Source organism: Citrobacter sp. JUb117 (genome assembly GCF_024809055.1).
GTDB lineage: Bacteria > Pseudomonadota > Gammaproteobacteria > Enterobacterales > Enterobacteriaceae > Citrobacter > Citrobacter gillenii.
In genome coordinates, this window is record NZ_JANUFB010000004.1 from 231,263 (window position 1) to 251,565 (window position 20,303).

At 54.3% G+C, this 20,303-nt stretch carries 20 protein-coding genes; 5 read left to right on the top strand and 15 right to left on the bottom strand.

Annotated elements, in window-relative coordinates:
* Positions 1-46: 46 nt before the first annotated feature.
* The 3 genes from nadR to serB form a co-directional block, all read right to left on the bottom strand.
* Complete coding sequence (gene nadR, locus M2374_RS11050) at positions 47-1,279, bottom strand: multifunctional transcriptional regulator/nicotinamide-nucleotide adenylyltransferase/ribosylnicotinamide kinase NadR (protein WP_135912622.1); 1,233 nt, start codon at positions 1,277-1,279, stop codon at positions 47-49.
* Positions 1,280-1,421: 142 nt separating this feature from the next.
* Positions 1,422-2,804 (bottom strand): DNA repair protein RadA, encoded by a 1,383-nt coding sequence (gene radA / locus M2374_RS11055; protein ID WP_096758396.1) that lies wholly within the window; start codon positions 2,802-2,804, stop codon positions 1,422-1,424.
* A gap of 11 nt (positions 2,805-2,815) precedes the next feature.
* Positions 2,816-3,784: a phosphoserine phosphatase gene (gene serB / locus M2374_RS11060; protein ID WP_115259521.1), complete on the bottom strand. Its 969-nt coding sequence runs from the start codon at positions 3,782-3,784 to the stop codon at positions 2,816-2,818.
* A 115-nt stretch (positions 3,785-3,899) separates the two neighbouring features.
* Here serB and M2374_RS11065 point away from each other — a divergent pair, with 115 nt between their 5' ends.
* Positions 3,900-4,541, top strand: coding sequence for a YtjB family periplasmic protein (locus tag M2374_RS11065; protein ID WP_096758398.1), 642 nt, complete (start codon positions 3,900-3,902; stop codon positions 4,539-4,541).
* A 22-nt stretch (positions 4,542-4,563) separates the two neighbouring features.
* Positions 4,564-5,580, top strand: a complete 1,017-nt coding sequence (lplA, locus tag M2374_RS11070; RefSeq protein ID WP_115259522.1) for a lipoate--protein ligase LplA — start codon at positions 4,564-4,566, stop codon at positions 5,578-5,580.
* Between the two features lie 85 nt (positions 5,581-5,665).
* Here lplA and deoD read toward each other — a convergent pair whose 3' ends face one another.
* The 4 genes from deoD to deoC all read right to left on the bottom strand — a co-directional run bounded on the left by deoD (position 5,666) and on the right by deoC (position 9,970).
* Positions 5,666-6,385, bottom strand: a complete 720-nt coding sequence (gene deoD, locus M2374_RS11075) for a purine-nucleoside phosphorylase (protein ID WP_181688488.1) — start codon at positions 6,383-6,385, stop codon at positions 5,666-5,668.
* A 99-nt stretch (positions 6,386-6,484) separates the two neighbouring features.
* Positions 6,485-7,708, bottom strand: coding sequence for a phosphopentomutase (gene deoB / locus M2374_RS11080; protein WP_096758401.1), 1,224 nt, complete (start codon positions 7,706-7,708; stop codon positions 6,485-6,487).
* Between the two features lie 52 nt (positions 7,709-7,760).
* Positions 7,761-9,083, bottom strand: a complete 1,323-nt coding sequence (deoA, locus tag M2374_RS11085) for a thymidine phosphorylase (protein WP_115259523.1) — start codon at positions 9,081-9,083, stop codon at positions 7,761-7,763.
* A gap of 107 nt (positions 9,084-9,190) precedes the next feature.
* Positions 9,191-9,970, bottom strand: coding sequence for a deoxyribose-phosphate aldolase (gene deoC, locus M2374_RS11090; protein WP_197970842.1), 780 nt, complete (start codon positions 9,968-9,970; stop codon positions 9,191-9,193).
* A 261-nt stretch (positions 9,971-10,231) separates the two neighbouring features.
* Between deoC and M2374_RS11095 the strand changes: the two genes are divergently transcribed.
* Complete coding sequence (locus tag M2374_RS11095; RefSeq protein WP_181688489.1) at positions 10,232-11,782, top strand: YjjI family glycine radical enzyme; 1,551 nt, start codon at positions 10,232-10,234, stop codon at positions 11,780-11,782.
* Positions 11,754-12,617, top strand: coding sequence for a YjjW family glycine radical enzyme activase (locus tag M2374_RS11100; protein WP_181637242.1), 864 nt, complete (start codon positions 11,754-11,756; stop codon positions 12,615-12,617). Before M2374_RS11095 ends, M2374_RS11100 begins: the two co-directional genes overlap by 29 nt.
* A gap of 57 nt (positions 12,618-12,674) precedes the next feature.
* On the opposite strand, the gene M2374_RS11105 is transcribed toward M2374_RS11100, so the two are convergent.
* The 8 genes from M2374_RS11105 to M2374_RS11140 all read right to left on the bottom strand — a co-directional run bounded on the left by M2374_RS11105 (position 12,675) and on the right by M2374_RS11140 (position 19,059).
* Complete coding sequence (locus M2374_RS11105) at positions 12,675-13,451, bottom strand: metal-dependent hydrolase (protein ID WP_153880658.1); 777 nt, start codon at positions 13,449-13,451, stop codon at positions 12,675-12,677.
* Positions 13,448-14,521 carry a patatin family protein gene (locus M2374_RS11110; protein ID WP_096758407.1) on the bottom strand — a complete coding sequence of 358 codons (1,074 nt, stop codon included), beginning with the start codon at positions 14,519-14,521 and terminating at the stop codon, positions 13,448-13,450. The genes M2374_RS11105 and M2374_RS11110 overlap by 4 nt, the downstream gene beginning before the upstream one ends.
* A 121-nt stretch (positions 14,522-14,642) precedes the next feature.
* Positions 14,643-14,804, bottom strand: coding sequence for a DUF1328 domain-containing protein (locus M2374_RS11115; RefSeq protein ID WP_003019081.1), 162 nt, complete (start codon positions 14,802-14,804; stop codon positions 14,643-14,645).
* 126 nt (positions 14,805-14,930) lie between these two features.
* Positions 14,931-15,548 (bottom strand): molecular chaperone OsmY, encoded by a 618-nt coding sequence (gene osmY / locus M2374_RS11120; protein ID WP_115259528.1) that lies wholly within the window; start codon positions 15,546-15,548, stop codon positions 14,931-14,933.
* Between the two features lie 305 nt (positions 15,549-15,853).
* Entirely contained in the window at positions 15,854-17,443 is a 1,590-nt protein-coding gene (gene prfC / locus M2374_RS11125) for a peptide chain release factor 3 (protein WP_115259529.1), read from the bottom strand.
* Between the two features lie 92 nt (positions 17,444-17,535).
* Positions 17,536-18,216, bottom strand: coding sequence for a pyrimidine 5'-nucleotidase (yjjG, locus tag M2374_RS11130; protein WP_096758410.1), 681 nt, complete (start codon positions 18,214-18,216; stop codon positions 17,536-17,538).
* Positions 18,217-18,230: 14 nt separating this feature from the next.
* Positions 18,231-18,677 carry a ribosomal protein S18-alanine N-acetyltransferase gene (gene rimI, locus M2374_RS11135; protein WP_096758411.1) on the bottom strand — a complete coding sequence of 149 codons (447 nt, stop codon included), beginning with the start codon at positions 18,675-18,677 and terminating at the stop codon, positions 18,231-18,233.
* A complete protein-coding gene (locus tag M2374_RS11140) occupies positions 18,646-19,059 on the bottom strand; it encodes a DNA polymerase III subunit psi (protein ID WP_137399159.1) in 414 nt (137 codons plus the stop codon). The genes rimI and M2374_RS11140 overlap by 32 nt, the downstream gene beginning before the upstream one ends.
* Before the next feature lie 155 nt (positions 19,060-19,214).
* On the opposite strand from M2374_RS11140, the gene rsmC reads away from it, so the two are divergent.
* Complete coding sequence (gene rsmC / locus M2374_RS11145; protein WP_115259530.1) at positions 19,215-20,246, top strand: 16S rRNA (guanine(1207)-N(2))-methyltransferase RsmC; 1,032 nt, start codon at positions 19,215-19,217, stop codon at positions 20,244-20,246.
* The last annotated feature ends 57 nt before the right edge of the window (positions 20,247-20,303 follow it).

Below are 20,303 nucleotides of genomic sequence, written 5' to 3' on the forward strand. Positions count from 1 at the left end.
CTTGTAGGCCTGACAACGCGTTTACGCCGCCATCCGGCATTAAAATCTACCCCTGCTCACCCATCAATTCTTTCACCAGCTCCACGCAGCGCAGGAAGCGACCGTCATAGTCAGGCTCCTCGACGTGGACAAAATCGATGTTATTTTCCTGCAGCATTTCCACCAGCAGCGACTGAAACGCCTTCCGGTCAACCGAACTGCCCAGACTGCGTAGTCCATCTGCCACCCACGGCGTGTTATTTTCCAGCAGAATCACCAGGTCAAAGCGGTACTCGTCGATCAGCGCCTGCACAAACGGGTGCTCACGCCCTTCGTACTTTTTACAGAACGCCTGCGTCGTGACAAAGTCGGTGTCGATAAACGCCACTTTATTAGCATATTTAACTGCAAAATCAATGTATTGCGCTTGTCCAAGCGCGATTTTATCGTAATCGGAATACTGCAGAGCCATCTCATCGCCGCCCAAATGGGAGAAGACGTAATCACGGCCATATTCCCACGCACTGGTGGTGTTGAAGATATTGGCGAGTTTGTTCACCAGCGTCGATTTTCCGCTCGACTCACCGCCAAGGATCGCCACGGTGCGCACGAAAAACGGTTTCACCTCGGTGGGAATATACTCCCAGTAGCGAAACGGGTTCTCACGGATTTGCCCGCCGCTGATGCTCATGAATGTGCGCTTGGGATCGACCAGCACCGTTTCGATTCCCAGATGTTCCAGATACTGCGGCGCATCGGCTTCTTCAGAGGTGTAGATCCAGTTTGGCTGGATCCCTTTCTCCTGCATAAACGTTTTTATGCCGTTACTCCAGACATCCCAGCCGTGCGGATAGGGCTCCATGCCTTCTTCATTAAAGGCATGAATACGGATATTTTTCTGATATTTGAAGGTTTGCAGCAGCCAGCGAAGACGGTCAGAAACTGTGGGCTGCTGTGACATGGCGCTGTCTTCAAACAGGCTACGGTCGCGCGTTTCGTCATAGCCCATGATGATATGCAGCTCGTCAACCTGGCTACAGGCGCGCTGGATCAGATAGATATGCCCGGTATGCAGCGGATAAAACTTACCGAATACCACACCGATATTTTTCTGCTGACGGGGAAACTCAAGCCCGAGAAAACGGTGCAGCGCCTCCAGCTTTTGCGCGCTGGGGCTTTTGATTTTGGCATTCAGCAGTTGGCTTAAATATCCCTTGGTCATACCACTGGCATCCGCCACCTGTTGCAAGGTACAGCCCTTTTGCTTAATGGCGGTTTTGAGATAGTCGAACGATGACACAAGAGCCTCCTGCTGGAAAAATCGCGTAACACTGCCTGATGGCGCTTCGCTTATCAGGCCTACAGGGTGAAACAAATAATTACCCTATGGATTTCTGGTGGCAGCCAACATACCTGCCGACAGAAAGACGACGGGTAATGAATTATAAGTCGTCAAACACGTTTAACGCATCCGCGAGCTTTTTAACGCCAAAAACCTGCATTCCTTCCGGCACCTTTTTCGGCACATTGGCGGCAGGGACAATCGCCCGACGGAAACCGTGCTTCGCCGCTTCAGAAATTCGCTCCTGGCCGCTGGGAACCGGGCGAATCTCCCCCGCCAGCCCCACTTCGCCAAAGACCACGAGATCGTGCGGTAGCGGCCTGTCGCGCAGGCTGGAAACCATCGCCAGCAGTAACGCAAGATCGGCACTGGTTTCGGTGACTTTGACGCCACCAACCACGTTAACGAACACGTCCTGGTCAGACATTTGCAGGCCGCCGTGACGGTGCAACACTGCCAGCAAGATCGCCAAACGGTTTTGTTCCAATCCGACTGCTACGCGCCGAGGGTTCGCCATCATCGAGTGATCGACCAGCGCCTGAATCTCCACCAGCAGCGGACGCGTCCCTTCCCAGACCACCATCACCGAGCTGCCGGAGGTCACTTCATCGCCGCGGCTTAAGAAAATAGCGGAAGGGTTACTGACTTCGCGCAGGCCCTGTTCGGTCATGGCGAAGACGCCAAGCTCATTCACCGCACCAAAGCGGTTTTTATGGCTACGCAGGGTACGGAAACGAGAATCCGCATCGCCGTCAAGCAGCACCGAGCAGTCAATGCAGTGCTCCAGTACTTTTGGCCCAGCCAGAGAGCCATCTTTGGTGACGTGACCGACCATGACAATCGCCACGCCGCGCGTTTTAGCAAAGCGCGTCAGGTATGCGGCGGTTTCACGCACCTGCGCCACGCTGCCCGGCGAAGACTGAATATCCGCCATGTGCATCACCTGAATGGAGTCGATGACCATCAGCTTTGGCTGCTCTTCCTCTGCAATCAGGCAAATCTGCTCAATGCTGGTTTCTGACAGCATATTCAGATTTGCCGTCGGCAGACCGAGTCGATGGGCACGCATCGCCACCTGTTGCAGCGATTCTTCCCCGGTGACGTACAGGGTCTTCATCTGCTCGGCAAGCTTGCACAGCGTTTGCAGCAGCAGGGTGGATTTCCCGGCGCCTGGATTACCGCCGATCAGAATGGCACTGCCGGGCACCACACCGCCGCCCAACACGCGGTCAAACTCTTTAAAACCGGTAGAAAAACGCGGCAGCTCTTCCAGACTGATATCCGCCAGCTTTTGCACCTTAGCGACGCCTGCATTACCGGCATAGCCGCTGAGGCGCTCGTTACGTGCCACCGTCGGTGACGCCGCAAGACGCACCTCGGTGATGCTGTTCCAGGCCTGACAGGCGCTACATTGCCCCTGCCAGCGCGGATAATCGGCCCCGCATTCATTACATACAAAGGCGCGTTTAGGAGCTTTTGCCACGTTTTACCTCGTTATTTCTGGTTCATGCTGCCGGAGAGAATGCAGAACACCCCCATCAGGTCAGCGTGACGGATAGTAATCTCCGTCTTTTCATTCACTTTCGGCTTAGCATGGTAGGCGATCCCCAGCCCTGCCGTTTTGATCATCGGCAGATCGTTAGCGCCGTCGCCAATCGCCACCGTTTGTGTCATTGGGATTTCATATTCCTGCGCCAGTCGGGTCAGGGTGGTGGCCTTGTACTGAGCATCGACGATATCGCCAATCACGTTGCCGGTAAATTTCCCGTCCATGATCTCCAGCTCGTTCGCCACAACCGCCGTCAGGCGCAGCTTTTCGCGCAGATATTCAGCAAAGAAGGTAAAGCCACCGGAGGCTATCGCGACTTTCCAGCCCAGCGTTTCCAGCTTCAGCACCAGTTGCGTTAAGCCGGGCATCAGCGGGAGATTTTCACGTACCTGCATCAAAATATTGGCATCCGCACCCTTCAGCGTGGCGACGCGGCTGCGCAGGCTGGCGGTAAAATCCAGCTCCCCGCGCATCGCGCGTTCCGTCACTTCTGCGACCATCTCGCCGGTTCCGGCCAGTTTAGCGATTTCATCAATGCACTCGATCTGGATCGCCGTCGAATCCATGTCCATCACCAGCAGGCCTGGCGTGCGCAAATGCGGGATTTTCCCCAGCGGGGCAACATCCAGTTTGGCATCATGCGCCAGTTTTGTTGCCCGCGGCGTTAACGATCCCGCGAGGCGAATCACCTGATAATCCTCGACGCACCAGGCCGCCACAATCACCATCGCCGCCCCCAGTTTGCTCTGGTATTGCGTTAAGCGTTGTTTATCCAGCCCACGACCATACAGCAGCCAGCCGCTACGGCCCGCGTGGTAATCCAGTGGCATCACTTCATCACCACTTAAAGAGAGGGGCAGACCTGGCCACAGAGAGACATCTTCAGGTAGATCGCACCAGGTAATGTTAGGCATTAAAGCTCCTGTAAAATCGTTCGGGTCGGAATCATCAGGGGAAAATAACGCATGAGGCTACCCTGTAACCAGCGCTTCTGGCAACATTAAGTCTCAAATTTTCAGCAGGTGGAATATGGCTCGCGCAAAACTGAAATTCCGACTTCATCGTGCAGTGATTGTATTGTCCTGCCTCGCGCTGCTCGTCGCCCTGATGCAGGGCGCGTCGTGGTTTAGTCAAAACCATCAACAGCAGCGGAATCCGCAGCTGGAAGAGCTGGCCCGCACGCTGGCCCGCCAGGTTGCGTTAAACGTCGCGCCGCTGATGCGTACCGAAACGCCGGATGAAAAACGCATCGCTGTCGTGCTGCGCCAACTCACCGACGAGAGCCGTATTCTCGATGCGGGCGTCTATGATGAACAGGGCGATCTCATTACGCATGCCGGTGAGAGCGTGAATGTTCGCGACCGGCTGGCGCTGGACGGTAAAAAAGCCGGGGGCTATTTTAATCAGCAAATTGTCGAACCCATTCAGGGCAAAAATGGTCCGCTGGGCTACCTGCGCCTGACGCTGGATACCCACACCCTTGCCACCGAGGCCAAACAGGTGGATAACACCACCAACATTCTACGCCTGATGCTGCTCCTGTCACTGGCGATTGGCGTGGTATTAACCCGGACATTACTGCAAGGTAAGCGCACCCGCTGGCAACAATCGCCGTTCCTGCTGACCGCCAACAAACCGGTGCAGGAAGAAGACAGCGAGAAAAAAGAGTAATTCACCAGGAAGGAAATCAACCATGACCACATTACGCCTGCTTATCTCCGACTCTTACGATCCGTGGTTTAATCTGGCGGTTGAAGAGTGCATTTTTCGTCAAATGCCCGCCACGCAGCGCGTGCTGTTTTTATGGCGCAACGCCGATACGGTGGTCATTGGCCGGGCGCAAAACCCGTGGAAAGAGTGCAATACCCGACGCATGGAAGAGGATAACGTCCGGCTGGCTCGCCGTAGCAGCGGCGGCGGCGCGGTGTTTCACGATCTCGGTAATACCTGCTTTACCTTTATGGCAGGCAAACCGGAATACGACAAAACCATCTCCACCACTATCGTACTCAATGCCCTGAACGCACTGGGCGTCAACGCTGACGCCTCCGGGCGTAACGATCTGGTGGTCAAAACGGCCGAAGGCGATCGCAAAGTTTCAGGTTCGGCGTATCGAGAAACCAAAGATCGCGGGTTCCACCACGGTACGCTGTTGCTGAATGCCGACCTCAGTCGTCTGGCGAATTACCTCAACCCTGATCAGAAAAAGCTTCAGGCGAAGGGGATCACCTCCGTGCGTGGTCGGGTCGCGAATCTGGTTGAACTGCTGCCTGAGATCACTCATGAAAAAATCTGTGAAGCCGTGACCGACGCCTTTTTCCAACACTACGGCGAACGCGTAGCGGCTGAAATTATTTCCCCGGATAACACGCCGGATCTGCCCAACTTCGCCGAAACGTTTGCCCGCCAGAGCAGTTGGGAGTGGAACTTTGGTCAGGCCCCTGCCTTCTCTCATCTGCTGGATGAGCGTTTTACCTGGGGTGGCGTCGAGTTACATTTCGACGTGGAGAAAGGCCATATCACCCGCGCGCAGGTCTTTACCGACAGCCTCAATCCCGCGCCATTAGAAGCGCTGGCGGGCAGCTTGCAAGGGTGTCTGTATCGGGCGGACAGGCTGCAACAGGAGTGCGAGGCGTTGATTGGCGATTTCCCGCAACAGGAAAAAGAGCTACGAGAACTGTCGGCGTGGATAGCGAGCGCGGTACGCTAATAAAAAAGCCCGCTGGCGCTGTGCTTAGCGGGCTTACAAAACCGTAGGCCGGGTCAGGCGAAGCCGCCCCCCGGCACTAAAGATATTAATCTTTATCGCCCAGCAGCACGGATTCCAGCGCGATTTTGATCATGTCGTTGAAGGTCGTCTGACGTTCAGCAGCCGTGGTCTGCTCGTGAGTACGGATATGGTCGGACACGGTGCAAATGGTCAGCGCTTTCGCACCAAACTCAGCCGCAACACCGTAGATACCCGCCGCTTCCATTTCCACGCCCAGCACGCCGTATTTTTCCATCACGTCGAACATTTCGCCGTCCGGCGAGTAGAACAGGTCAGCGGAGAACAGGTTGCCCACGCGCGCGTCTACGCCCAGCGCTTTGGCCGCATCAACAGCATTACGCACCATGTCGAAGTCAGCAATAGCGGCAAAGTCATGATCTTTAAAGCGGATACGGTTAACTTTGGAGTCGGTGCAAGCACCCATTCCAATCACCACGTCACGTAGTTTGACGTCCATACGCACAGCGCCACAGGAGCCTACGCGGATGATTTTCTTCACGCCGAAATCGGTGATCAGTTCTTTGGTGTAGATGGAGCAGGATGGGATACCCATACCATGACCCATGACGGAGATCTTACGGCCTTTGTAAGTCCCGGTGAAACCTAACATGCCGCGAACGTTGTTCACTTCACGGACATCTTCGAGGAAAGTTTCAGCAATGTGCTTCGCACGCAGCGGGTCGCCAGGCATCAATACGACGTCAGCGAAATCACCCATTTCTGCATTAATATGTGGAGTTGCCATCTTTTATCCTTATTTCGTTGTTATTGCCTGATGGCGGCTACGCCTTATCAGGCCTACAAAACCGTAGGCCCGGTAAGCTTGCGCCACCGGGCAATTGCATTACAGCATGTTTTTACCGTAGTCCATCGGCGACGTGCCAAAGTAGCTCGCCAGCGTCTGACCGATATCCGCGAAGGTTTCGCGGTGACCCAGTGAACCCGGTTTGACTTTCGGGCCATAGATCAACACCGGAATGTGCTCACGAGTGTGGTCAGTGCCCGGCCAGCTTGGGTCACAGCCGTGGTCAGCGGTCAGGATCAGAATGTCATCTTCCCCCACCAGCTCCATCAGCTCAGGCAGGCGGCGGTCGAACAGCTCCAGGCCTGCGGCATAGCCGGCGATATCGCGACGATGGCCCCAGGAAGAGTCGAAGTCGACGAAGTTGGTGAAGACGATGGTCTCATCACCCGCTTCTTTCATCTCTTTGATGGTGGCGTCGAACAGCGCGTCCAGACCGGTCGCTTTCACTTTTTTAGTGATACCGCAGTTCGCGTAAATGTCAGCAATCTTACCGACAGAGACAACATGGCCTTTTTTCTCGTCGACCAGTTTCTGCAGAACGGTCGCCGCTGGCGGTTCTACGGCCAGATCGTGACGGTTACCGGTACGCTGGAAGTTACCAGCTTTATCACCAATAAACGGACGGGCGATCACGCGACCAATGTTGTAGCCGCCTTCGGTCAGTTCTTCACGGGCGATTTCGCACAGCTCGTAGAGTTTATCCAGACCGTAGGTCTCTTCGTGACAGGCAATCTGGAACACGGAGTCAGCGGAGGTATAGAAAATCGGCTTGCCGGTTTTCATATGTTCTTCGCCCAGTTGATCCAGAATGACCGTACCGGAAGAGTGGCAGTTGCCGAGGTAGCCCGGCAGGTTGGCGCGCTTAACCAGTTTGTCCAGCAGCTCCTGCGGGAAGCTGTTTTCATGATCGGAGAAGTAACCCCAGTCAAACAGCACCGGCACACCGGCGATTTCCCAGTGACCAGACGGCGTGTCTTTGCCGGAAGAGAGTTCATGCGCCCATGCGTAGGCACCGATCACTTCCGCATTACCGTCCATTCCGGCGGCAATTTTACCTGTAGAACCTTCGTGAGCTTTCACCAGGCCCAGACGGGTCAGGTTAGGCAAATTCAGCGGACCTTTGCGACCATTGTCAGCTTCGCCTTTCGCACAGGCTTCTGCAATATGCCCCATAGTATCGGCGCCAACGTCGCCAAAGCGGTCAGCGTCTTCAGTCGCACCTATACCAAAGGAGTCCAGCACCATAATAAATGCACGTTTCATATTATTCTCCGTACCTTTTGCGCCGCAAAAAAGCGATCAGATCAGTATACAGTTATTCGGTTATACGACGATAGACTGTCGGTGTAATTTCTGGCGCTTTGTCGTCAAGACTGATTGCCGCTTTGACCGCTTTCGCCGCTTCCTGCCAGCTGGCTTCATCTTTGGCATGGATCACCGCCAGCGGACGCTGCCCGTCTACGCTGTCGCCCAGACGCGCCATGTCGCTAAAGCCGACGCTGTAATCAATGGTGTCCGATGCCTGACGACGACCGCCGCCCATGGAAACTACCGCCATCCCCAGCGCACGGGTATCCATTGCGCTAACAAAACCTTCGGTATCAGCATATACCGCTTTGCTGAGCATTGCCGTCGGCAGATACTTCGCATAATTTTCCACGAAGTCGGTCGGACCTTTTTGCGCCGCGACCATGCGACCAAAAATTTCCGCCGCTTTACCGTTATCCAATACCGCCTGCAGCTTGGCGCGGGCTTCGGCATCGTCTTTCGCCAGTTTGCCGGAGATCAGCATTTCCACACTCAGCGCCATGGTGACGTCTAACAAACGTGGATTGCGGTATTCACCGGTCAGGAACTGCACGGCTTCGCGGACTTCTACTGCGTTACCGGCGCTGGAAGCCAGCACCTGGTTCATATCGGTTAACAGTGCGGTGGTACGCACGCCTGCCCCGTTCGCCACGCCGACAATTGCTTCAGCAAGGGCTTCTGAAAGTTCGTAGGTTGGCATAAAGGCGCCGCTACCAACTTTCACGTCCATGACCAGCGCATCCAGCCCTTCCGCCAGCTTTTTCGCCAGGATCGAACCGGTGATCAGCGGAATGGAATCCACCGTCGCGGTAATGTCGCGGGTGGCATAAAAACGTTTATCCGCCGGTGCGAGCGAGCTGGTTTGCCCAATAATCGCCACACCCACGTCTTTAATAATTTCACGGAAACGCGCGTCATCCGGGAAGATGTCAAATCCCGGGATCGCTTCCAGTTTATCCAGCGTACCGCCGGTATGACCCAGACCCCGCCCGGAAATCATCGGAATATAGCCGCCGCATGCTGCGACCATTGGACCTAACATCAGTGACGTTACATCACCCACGCCGCCGGTAGAGTGCTTATCCACAATCGGGCCGTTCAGCTGCAGACTCTTCCAGTCCAGCACGGTTCCTGAATCACGCATTGCCATGGTCAGTGAAACACGCTCAGGCATTGTCATATCGTGGAAGAAAATGGTCATCGCCAGGGCGGCGATTTGCCCTTCAGAGATGGTGTTGTCGCGAATACCGTTAATAAAGAAACGAATTTCTTCATCACTCAGCGCATGACCATCACGTTTTTTACGAATAATTTCTTGTGCGAGAAACAAGGGAACCTCCCGATTATGGGCCGGGTAAGCAATGCGCCACCCGGCAAGTCGTATTCATGCCGGATGGCGGCTTGCGCCTTATCCGGCCTACGATGGGCAATAAAAACTTAGTAGCTGCTTGCGCTCTTACCGTCGCCGTGACCCAGCGCCTTCAGCAAGCTTGCCAGCAGGCTGGATGCGCCAAAGCGATAGTGACGGGAATCCGCCCAGTCTGCGCCAAACAGTTCATCAGCAATGGCGAGGAATTGCTGCGCGTCTTCCGCAGTACGCACGCCGCCAGCCGGTTTGAAACCAACGGTTTTCGAAACGCCCATATCGCGGATCACTTCCATCATGATGCGTGCGCTTTCCGGCGTCGCATTAACCGGGACTTTACCGGTAGAGGTCTTGATGAAATCAGCCCCTGCTTTGATGGAGATTTCAGATGCTTTGCGAATCAACGCTTCTTCTTTCAGTTCACCGGTTTCGATGATCACTTTCAGCAGCACGTTTGCCGCTGCACACGCCTCTTTACAGGCTTTCACCAGGTCAAAACCGACCTGCTCATTACCGGCGATCAGCGCACGATACGGGAATACCACATCAACTTCGTCTGCGCCGTAGGCAATCGCTGCACGGGTTTCTGCCAGCGCAATATCGATGTCATCGTTGCCGTGCGGGAAGTTGGTTACCGTTGCAATACGGATATCCGGCGTGCCCTGCTCGTTCAGCGTTTTACGCGCAATAGGGATGAAACGCGGATAGATACAGATTGCCGCCGTGTTACCCACTGGGGTTTTTGCCTGATGACACAGCGCGATCACTTTTTCGTTGGTGTCGTCATCATTCAGGGTGGTCAGGTCCATCAGTTTCAGGGCACGCAGGCTGCTTGCTGTTAAATCGGTCATAACATTCTCCAACGGCATCGCCGTATAAAATTTCACCTTGCGAGTTTGTTAGTATTCTAACATCCGCTCGCTATTACACTTCGATATACATCACAGTTAATGAAAACCACATACAGATTTGCATTACTCTAATGAGATCTACTTCAAATAATCGAGCTTTACTGGCGAGAAGCGATGGCATCAGGCGCATCCGGATCAAAGGTTGAGGATCGGTTGCTTCCTACAATGTTGCTTAACCTTCGGCACATAAAGGAATCGACGATGCCCACTTCAAGCGAACTCGCGCTGCAACAGCGCTGCCAACAAATCGTGACCAGTCCGGTGCTCAGCCCTGAGCAGAAACGCCACTTTCTGGCGCTGGAGGCAGAAAACGCACTGCCTTATCCGCAGTTGCCTGCTGAAGCACGCCAGGCGTTGGATGACGGGGTTATCTGCGATATGTACGAAGGTCATGCCCCGTTCAAACCACGTTATGTTTTGCCCAATTATGCGCATTTTCTGGCCAACGGTTCAGCCTGGCTGGAGCTGGAAGGTGCACAGGATCTTGATGACGCCTTATCCTTGCTCACCATTCTGTACCACCATGTTCCGTCAGTGACGTCGATGCCGGTGTACCTTGGTCAGCTCGATGCCCTGCTGCAACCGTATGTTAGAATTCTAACACAAGAAGAGATCGATATTCGAATAAAACGTTTCTGGCGGTATCTCGACAGAACCCTGCCAGACGCCTTTATGCATGCCAATATTGGCCCGGCCGATACGCCGATCACCCGCGCCATTTTACGTGCAGATGCAGAGCTAAAGCAGGTCTCGCCTAATCTTACCTTTATTTATGATCCACAAATCACACCTGACGACCTGCTGCTGAACGTGGCACAAAATATTTGCGAATGCAGTAAACCGCATATTTCCAACGGTCCTGAAAATGATAAAATTTTCACAAAAGGCCATTATGGCGTCGTCAGTTGTTACAACTCGCTGCCGCTGGCGGGCGGCGGAAGTACACTGGTTAGGCTGAATCTGAAAGCCATCGCAGAGCGCAGCACGTCTGTCGATGACTTCTTTACGCACACCCTACCGCACTATTGCCAGCAGCAAATTGCCATCATTGATTCACGGTGTGAATTTCTCTATGAGAAATCACATTTCTTTGAGAATAGCTTCCTGGTGCAGGAAGGGTTGATTGATCCCGAACGTTTTGTGCCGATGTTTGGTATGTACGGCCTGGCGGAGGCGGTAAACCTGCTGTGTGAGAAGGCCGGGTTGCACGCACGCTACGGCAAAGATGAGAGCGCTAATGAGATAGGCTATCGGATCAGCGCCCAGCTTGCCGACTTTGTGGCCAACACTCCGGTGAAATACGGCTGGCAGCAGCGGGCGATGCTGCATGCGCAGTCGGGGATCAGTTCAGACATTGGCACCACGCCGGGCGCGCGTCTGCCGTATGGCGACGAGCCGGATCCTATTACTCATCTGCAAACCGTGGCCCCGCATCACGCGTATTATCACGCCGGGATCAGCGACATCCTCACGCTGGATGAAACCATCAAGCGTAACCCACAGGCGCTGGTACAGCTTTGCCTGGGCGCGTTTAAAGCCGGAATGCGTGAATTTACCGCCAACGTCAGCGGTAACGATCTGGTCCGCGTCACCGGTTATATGGTGCGCCTGTCGGATCTGGAAAAATACCGTGCCGAAGGCTCACGCACCAACACCACCTGGCTGGGCGAAGAGGCCGCTCGCAATACTCGCATTCTGGAACGTCAACCTCGCGTGATGAGTCATGAACAGCAGATGCGCTTCAGTAAGTAGGCTGATCCCTTTCTCCTGCGTCGACGGGCCGGGCAGTCGCCTGGCCCTGTTCCTACAAGGGTGCAATCTGCGCTGTAAAAATTGCCACAATCCGTGGACGATGGGGCGATGCAACGATTGCGGGGAGTGCGTACTGCATTGTCCACATGACGCCTTAAGTCTGAGTGCGGGAAAAGTGTGGTGGCAGTCCGATGTTTGCCAGCAGTGCGACACCTGCCTACAAATGTGCCCGCAGCAGGCCACGCCAATGACGCAGACGATGAGCGTCGATGAGGTGCTGCATCACATTCGTAAGGCATCGTTGTTTATTGAAGGGATAACCGTGAGCGGCGGTGAGGCGACAACGCAGCTTCCTTTCGTGATTGCGCTGTTCTCAGCGATCAAAGCCGATCCGCACCTGCAACACCTGACCTGCATGGTGGACAGCAACGGCATGCTGCGTGAAACCGGCTGGGAGAAGCTGCTGCCGGTTTGCGATGGTGTCATGCTAGATTTAAAAGCCTGGGACAGCGCATGTCATTTACAGCTCACCGGGCGCGATAACGCGGCAATCAAGCGCAGTATTCTCTTTCTGGCCGAGCGGGGAAAACTGGCGGAGCTTCGCCTGCTGGTCATTCCCGGACACGTTGATTACCTGCAGCACGTTGATGCGTTGGCCGCGTTTATTCACCGCCTGGGCAACATTCCCGTGCGGCTTAACGCGTTTCATGCGCATGGCGTGTATGGTGAAGCCAAAGCCTGGCCGAGCGCGACGCCAGAGGACGTGGAAGAATTGGCAAAGGAATTACGGGCACGCGAGGTTGATAACCTAATTTTCCCGGCGTTATATCTGTGACTTGCCGGATGCGACGCCAAAGCGTCTTATCCGGCCTACAAGCGGCGTCGCCCGCAGTCAAACATTAAACAATGCCGTCGTATTGCGATACAACGCCTCGGCGATGACCTCTGCGGGCTCCGGGCGCAGCTCACATAATACTTCAAACACCCTGGTGACCTGCTCCGGGCGATTGGGCTGACCCTGAAAGCCGTTGAGCGGCATATCCGGCGCATCGGTTTCCAGCAGCAAGGATCCCAGCGGCAGCCGCGCCATCACCTCGCGCGTTTTGCTGGCACGGGGATAGGTAATGGTTCCGCCCACGCCAATTTTATATCCCAGCTGCACAAAGCGTTCCGCCTGCTGCAAGCTCCCGGCAAAGCCATGCACTACGCCGGTACGCGGTAGCGCATGGCGCTTAAGGTGCATCGCCAGTTTGTCATGAGTACGTCGTGAATGCAGGATCACCGGCAGTTCGTAGCGCTTCGCCAGTTGAAGCTGCGCGTCCAGCATCCTTTCCTGCTTGTCGAACTGCGGATCATCACGATACAAATCCAGTCCTATCTCCCCTACCGCCACCACCTTCTGTACACGCTTTTCCAGCGCCTGTTGCAACTGGTCAAGGGCATCATCGTCATGATGTTCAATCACAATCGGATGTAAACCCAGAGCTGCAAATAGCGGGGGGTAGGTTTGCGCCAACGCCAGCACGCGGGAAAAGTTCGCCGCCTCGGTCGCCGGCATAATAATGCGGCTCACACCGGCTTCAATTGCCCGCTGAATGCTGGCAGGTTCGTCGCCGGTGAACGGCGGAAAATCAAAATGACAATGCGTATCGATAAACCGATAGCTCACGCCAGATCCTCATGGCTAAACGTCGTGTCGTTGGCCTGAGGTGCATCGGCCACCACGGGTATAAGGGCATCGTTGGCAACCGGTGCCGGAGGGACCACCACTGGTCCAGGCACCATAATCTTCGGCGTCTGGCGGGGCAACGGTGTGTTTTTCGCCAACAGTTTACCGACGGTCGCCAAAAAGTAACGTCCACACAGGCGTCCGGTTTTGTAGTCTTCCCGCAGGGCCGGAATTCGGCTTCCCAGCGCCATACTGTGGAGCGGCTTGGGCGGATAGATCTCAAAGATACGCAGCTTACCCGGCGGTTTTTCAATAAAACTCTGAATGGCGCGGTAGCTGGCCTCATGATGCTGCACCAGATTGACCAGCGGTTGCAGGCTACTTTCCCCCAGCCAACGTTCCATGCGTTTGAACCACTGCGGGGTGTAGTACATTTGCGAGGGCACGGTGCGGATCACCACCAGCGTTTTCGCCCCCTGCTTTACCGCCTGCTGAACGGGGATGGCGTCACTGACCCCACCATCCAGATAGTTCACGCCGTCCAGCGCTACCCCGCTACGATAAAATCCAGGAATGGCGCTGGACGCACGCAGAAGGTCGAGCCAGTTTTGTCGGTTCGGCGAAAAATAACCCGGCGTGTAGTCATCTCCGCGACAGGCGCACATGTAAAACGCTTTTCCCGCGGCAAATAATTGTTCGGCATGGTCTATCGCCAGCGGCATCTGCGCGGCGGTGGCCTCTACCAGCCAGTCGAGATCGATGAGATTTCCCCCGCGCACAAACCGCACCGGGTCAAAGAATTCACGTCGGGTGGTGTAGCGCATAATCACTTTGCGCCCGTAACCTGGCTGGTTACAGAGATAGGCCGACAGGTTTTGCGCACCAGCGGACGTCCCGTAGAAGAGATCAAAAGGATTAAACTGCGCGCGCATAAACTCGTCCAGCACGCCCGCGGTAAAAATGCCTCTTTGCCCTCCGCCCTCGCACACCAGCGCCATGCTGCCGGGTTGAAACGGACGTAACGATAACGGCGCAATATTACCGAGCGTGACGGGTATTCTCTGCCCCACCTCTGCCTTCCTGTTTTTTTTATGATAGAGCGACAAAGTAACGCAAATTACGTATCACTAAAACCGTAAAAGCCAGTCCGCTGGACTGGCTGAGTAGCAATTTTTCTTTACGGTTTACCAACTAGGGTCGTTTACGCCCGGTAAACAGGCTGACCAGGAACAAGATAATCCCCACCACGAAGACAATTTTCGCTGCACCTGCAGCGGTACCCGCCAGTCCACCAAAGCCCAGAGCGGCGGCAATTAACGCGATAACCAGAAATATGATGCCCCAACGAAACATACGCTTCTCCTTTACCATAGTTAATGTCAACCGCTTGATATGGGCGCTCAGGCCGCCCATTGCGATATTTTAGTGTGGTGCACAACGCGCCTTCCGACAAATATCAGGTTGGCGAATTAAGTCGAATTACTGAGTTTTGAGGTCGTTTTTAACGCTTTTCACGCCATCAACGGCTTTGGCGATACTCTCAGCGCGCTCGATTTGCGCCTGTGAGTCAACGGTGCCTGAAAGCTGAACCACGCCATCGGTGGTCTCCACTTTCACTTTGCGAGAAGGAACGATGTCATCAGCCAGCAATTTGGCTTTGACTTCACTGGTGGTTGCCGTATCGCCCGCATAGCCTTTTACAGAAGTGCTTTTGCTGTCACGCACGTGCAGTTTGTCGCTCACGGAGGTAACTCCCTCAACGCCTTTCGCCACTTTTACCGCTTCTTCTGCCTGCGCCTGGCTTTCAACAAATCCGCTTAACGTGACCACTTTCTGGTCTGTTTTAACCGAGATATCGGTGCTCTTAATGCTTTCGTGATCGACCAGCGCGGCTTTCACTTTTGCGGTTATGGAGCTGTCATCCATGAAATCGCCGACTTTATTCATCGAGCTATCGACTTTCTGCCCTGCGCTTTCAAGACCGGATTGCCCTTTATCGGTGGTCGCGTTTTCTGCAAATGCAGACCCCGTGGCAACAGCAGACGTCAGCATCACAGCCAGCAGCGTTTTTGAGATCTTCAGTTTTGTCATTGTCATCGATTTAATCCTTTTTTTGCTCATATCGATGCTCTGCCGCTTATCGGGCTGAGCCAGCAACTAATCTCGTAATCAAAATAAATATCAGCTAAAACAACTAAGATGAGAAAGTAGCGTAGAATTTAAAGCCGATATTTATGTCATCACATTGTTAAATATAGATCACAATTTTGATGCCGCAGACAAATACGGTCAAAAAATAGGCAAAATGAGGAAAAAGTGCGGGATTTAAGAACATTCCGTAAGGGATTAATAAGGCAGGGAAAGTCGCAGGGCACGGCATAAGCCGCACCCTGGAAGGTCGATTAGTGTTCGCGAGTTTTACGGAACGTCACGTCTGGATAACGTTCCTGGGTGAGGTTCAGGTTAACCATGGTCGGGGCGATATAGGTCAGGTTATCGCCGCCATCCAGCGCCAGCTGAATTTCGTTTTTACGCTTAAACTCTTCGAATTTCTTCACGTCTGAGCATTCTACCCAGCGCGCGGTCGCCACGTTGACCGATTCGTAGATCGCTTCAACGTTGTATTCGCTTTTCAGGCGGGAAACGACGACGTCAAACTGCAGCACACCAACGGCACCGACGATCAGGTCGTTGTTGGCAATTGGACGGAAGACCTGCACCGCACCTTCTTCAGACAGCTGTACCAGCCCTTTCAGCAGCTGTTTTTGCTTCAACGGATCTTTCAGGCGAATACGACGGAACAGTTCTGGCGCGAAGTTCGGAATACCGGTGAACTTCATCATCTCACCCTGGGTAAAGGTGTCGCCAATCTGAATGGTGCCGTGGTTGTGCAGACCGAGGATATCGCCCGGGTAGGCTTCTTCCACGTGAGAGCGGTCACCCGCCATAAAGGTCAGCGCATCAGAGATCACTACGTCTTTACCAATGCGCACCTGACGCATTTTCATGCCTTTCTCGTACTTGCCGGAAACCACACGCATGAACGCCACGCGGTCGCGGTGTTTCGGGTCCATATTGGCCTGAATTTTAAACACAAAACCGGTGAATTTCTCTTCAGATGCCTCAACGATGCGGGTGTCGGTTTTGCGCGGCATAGGCGCAGGCGCCCACTCCACCAAACCGTCAAGCATATGGTCAACGCCGAAGTTACCTAACGCGGTTCCGAAGAACACCGGAGTGATTTCACCGGCGAGGAACAATTCCTGGTCGAACTCGTTAGACGCGCCCTGCACCAGTTCCAGCTCGTCGCGCAGCTGCTGCGCCAGGTCTTCACCGACGGCGGCATCCAGCTCCGGATTATTCAGGCCTTTAACAATACGGACTTCTTGAATAGTGTGACCTTTACCGGTCTGGTACAGATAAGTTTCGTCTTTATACAGGTGGTAAACACCTTTGAACAATTTACCGCAGCCAATCGGCCAGGTAATTGGCGCGCAGCCAATTTTCAGTTCGTTTTCGACTTCATCCAGCAGCTCCATCGGATCGCGGATATCACGGTCGAGTTTGTTCATGAACGTCAGGATCGGCGTATCGCGCAGACGCGTTACTTCCATCAGCTTACGGGTACGGTCTTCTACACCTTTCGCGGCGTCGATAACCATCAGGCAGCAGTCCACCGCCGTCAGCGTACGGTAGGTATCTTCCGAGAAGTCTTCGTGCCCTGGGGTATCCAGCAGGTTTACCAGGCAGTCATGATACGGAAATTGCATCACAGAGGTGGTAATAGAGATACCACGCTGCTTTTCCATCTCCATCCAGTCTGATTTCGCGTGCTGGTTAGAGCCGCGGCCTTTAACGGTACCGGCGGTCTGGATTGCCTGTCCGAATAACAGCACCTTTTCGGTGATCGTCGTTTTACCGGCATCCGGGTGAGAAATAATGGCAAAGGTGCGGCGTTTGGCCACCTCTTGCAAATAAGGAGACAACGTCATAGTTCAATCTTCTTGAGTAAGCGCGGCTCTACGTCACGCATGTTGAATACGAAAAATTGCGGCTATTTTACCCATCAATGGGGGGGAGGCAATCAGTGTTTACACAGGAGTTGTTCCAGTTCGCTTAATGAAGCCACGGTCCAGGTCGGTTGAATGCCCACCGGCTGTTCGCGTTGGTGCGCATTTAGCCAGCAGGTTGATAGCCCGGAATTGATGCCACCCAGAATATCGGACTCCGCCGTGTCACCCACCATCAGCACGCGGGAGCGTTCGGGATTGCCCGCCTGCTCCAGCGCATAATCAAAAATACGCGGGTCGGGTTTTGCTACACCAACCTGCTCAGAAATAACCATCAGGTCAAAGTAATCGCGCAGACCGGTGCGCTCAAGACGGATTTGCTGCAACGCGGTAAACCCGTTGGTAATAATACCGATTTTCGTTTTGCCACGAATCGTATTCAGCAGCGACACCGCACCTGGCAACGGAGAGCAGATTTCTGCCATCGCATTAATAAACGCATCATTGAGCGACCCAGGCGGCACGTTCAGACGCTCAGCCCAGCTCAGGAAACGGGCATGCTGCAGTTGTAATGAGGTGATCGCACCGTTTTGATAATCCACCCACAGCGGTTTATTCACGGCCTGGTAGTCCTGAAAATCCTCAGCGGTAAAGGTAATGCTGTAGTCAAGAAACATCCGCTGTAGGCCGGTAAACGCGTCAAATGTGAACAGCGTTTCGTCGGCATCAAAGAAAATCCAGTCCCACTTCTTCATCATTACACCTTGTCTTACATACTGATTGGCAATGCCATAATAATGGCGTCTTCGTGGCCGTCGGCTGTCGGGTAGTAATTGCGGCGGATCGTCGCCTCGTTAAAGCCCAGGCTTTCGTACAGCGCAATCGCCGCAGCGTTCGAGGCGCGAACTTCTAACCACAGCGTCAGAATGCCGCGTTTTTCCAGCTCGTCGATCAGGTACTCCAGTAGCTCACGTCCCAGTCCCCGTCGCTGAAAATCAGGATCGACGGCAATGTTGAACAGCGTGGCTTCATCCAGCACGACCTGCGTTATCGCAAAGGCGGCCATCGTTCCATCAACGGTTAACTGATAGTTGAGATAGCGATCGCCCTGGTTGCTGGCAAATGTTTTTTCGCTCCATGGAAAAGCATGGGCGCGTTTTTCAATCTGAAATGCTGCGGGTAAATCAGTCGGATTGAGGGAAGAAATCGTGTTCATATGCGCAGATTTGTTGCCATAAGGCGGCGCGTGCCGCTGGGTTTTCCCGTAATTCATTAAACGCAGGACTGGTGACCTGAGCGCCATCCAGTTGCAGAGGCTCTTCGGTTCCCAGCCGCCAGCTATTACAGCGACTGCCTTGCGGCAGCATGGCGACACGGTCTGGCGTCAGTTGTAAAACCTGATCCGCACTGACGGTCAATGCGCGTAAAATATCGTTCATCAACGGTTCGGTTAATGCGGGTAGCTCCGCCGCGACCATCACCAGACGGACGTGCGCAGGAATGGAAATCGCAATCTCCCCTTGCAGTGCGCCAGGACGGCGCAGCGACCACTGCGTAATGCCCAGTTGCTGTAACTGCCAGTCTCGTCGGGATGTCATAGCGAAACACTCCTGTCTATCAGGGGCGCAAATATAGCAAATCTGTCGAATCTACGCCAACAAACAACGATACACGACATCCCGCAGGCCGCCTTGATTCAGCTTGACTGATTTTGTGTATATAATCGCAACCTGTATAAATTGAGGAGCATTCCATGTCTGCTTTTACCCCGGCAAGTGAAGTCTTGCTGCGCCACAGTGATGATTTCGAACAAAGCCGTATTCTGTTTGCCGGTGATTTGCAGGATGACCTGCCTGCCCACTTCGAAAGTGCCGCCAACCGCGCGCATACCCAACAACTCCACCACTGGCAGGTGTTAAACCGCCAGATGGGCGATAACGTACGCTTTAGCCTCGTAGCCCAGGCCGAAGACGTTGCGGACAGCGATACGCTGATCTATTACTGGCCGAAGAATAAGCCGGAAGCCCAGTTCCAACTGATGAACATTCTGTCGCTGCTGCCAGTCGGCACCGATATTTTTGTCGTTGGCGAGAACCGCAGCGGTGTACGCAGCGCGGAGCAGATGCTGGCCGAATTCGCGCCACTGAATAAAATCGACAGCGCACGCCGCTGTGGTCTCTATCACGGTCGCCTGGAAAAACAGCCGGTCTTTGATGCCGAAAAATACTGGGACGAGTACAGCGTCGACAACCTGACCATCAAAACGCTGCCGGGCGTGTTCAGCCGTGACGGCCTGGATGTCGGCAGCCAACTGCTGCTCTCAACCCTGACGCCGCACACCAAAGGTAAAGTGCTGGATGTCGGTTGCGGGGCGGGTGTTCTCTCCGTAGCCTTAGCCAGTCATTCACCGAAAGTGCGACTGACCCTGTGTGATGTCAGTGCATCCGCGGTTGAAGCCAGCCGAGCTACGCTTGCGGCAAACGGAATTGAAGGCGATGTCTTCGCCAGCAACGTTTTTTCTGACGTGACCGGTCGCTTTGACATGATCATCTCCAACCCGCCGTTCCACGACGGGATGCAAACCAGCCTCGATGCCGCACAAACCCTGATTCGCGGCGCAGTGCGTCATCTGAACAGCGGCGGTGAACTGCGTATTGTGGCCAACGCCTTCCTGCCGTACCCGAAAATTCTGGATGAGATGTTTGGCTTCCATGAAGTCATCGCCCAGACCGGTCGTTTTAAGGTGTATCGCACGGTAATGACCCGCCAGGCAAAGAAAGCCTAACGGAAATCACTCACGGCCATGTACGTGGCCGTTTTTGCGCCAATCAACCCAGACCGC

What these genes read in the sequence shown, in the direction of transcription:
- serB (WP_115259521.1), bottom strand. Translation starts at nt 3,784, where the DNA reads ATGCCTAACATTACCTGGTGCGATCTACCTGAAGATGTCTCTCTGTGG.
- M2374_RS11065 (WP_096758398.1), top strand. Translation starts at nt 3,900, where the DNA reads ATGGCTCGCGCAAAACTGAAATTCCGACTTCATCGTGCAGTGATTGTA.
- lplA (WP_115259522.1), top strand. Translation starts at nt 4,564, where the DNA reads ATGACCACATTACGCCTGCTTATCTCCGACTCTTACGATCCGTGGTTT.
- deoD (WP_181688488.1), bottom strand. Translation starts at nt 6,385, where the DNA reads ATGGCAACTCCACATATTAATGCAGAAATGGGTGATTTCGCTGACGTC.
- deoB (WP_096758401.1), bottom strand. Translation starts at nt 7,708, where the DNA reads ATGAAACGTGCATTTATTATGGTGCTGGACTCCTTTGGTATAGGTGCG.
- deoC (WP_197970842.1), bottom strand. Translation starts at nt 9,970, where the DNA reads ATGACCGATTTAACAGCAAGCAGCCTGCGTGCCCTGAAACTGATGGAC.
- M2374_RS11095 (WP_181688489.1), top strand. Translation starts at nt 10,232, where the DNA reads ATGCCCACTTCAAGCGAACTCGCGCTGCAACAGCGCTGCCAACAAATC.
- M2374_RS11100 (WP_181637242.1), top strand. Translation starts at nt 11,754, where the DNA reads ATGAACAGCAGATGCGCTTCAGTAAGTAGGCTGATCCCTTTCTCCTGC.
- M2374_RS11115 (WP_003019081.1), bottom strand. Translation starts at nt 14,804, where the DNA reads ATGTTTCGTTGGGGCATCATATTTCTGGTTATCGCGTTAATTGCCGCC.
- osmY (WP_115259528.1), bottom strand. Translation starts at nt 15,548, where the DNA reads ATGACAATGACAAAACTGAAGATCTCAAAAACGCTGCTGGCTGTGATG.
- prfC (WP_115259529.1), bottom strand. Translation starts at nt 17,443, where the DNA reads ATGACGTTGTCTCCTTATTTGCAAGAGGTGGCCAAACGCCGCACCTTT.
- yjjG (WP_096758410.1), bottom strand. Translation starts at nt 18,216, where the DNA reads ATGAAGAAGTGGGACTGGATTTTCTTTGATGCCGACGAAACGCTGTTC.
- rimI (WP_096758411.1), bottom strand. Translation starts at nt 18,677, where the DNA reads ATGAACACGATTTCTTCCCTCAATCCGACTGATTTACCCGCAGCATTT.
- M2374_RS11140 (WP_137399159.1), bottom strand. Translation starts at nt 19,059, where the DNA reads ATGACATCCCGACGAGACTGGCAGTTACAGCAACTGGGCATTACGCAG.
- rsmC (WP_115259530.1), top strand. Translation starts at nt 19,215, where the DNA reads ATGTCTGCTTTTACCCCGGCAAGTGAAGTCTTGCTGCGCCACAGTGAT.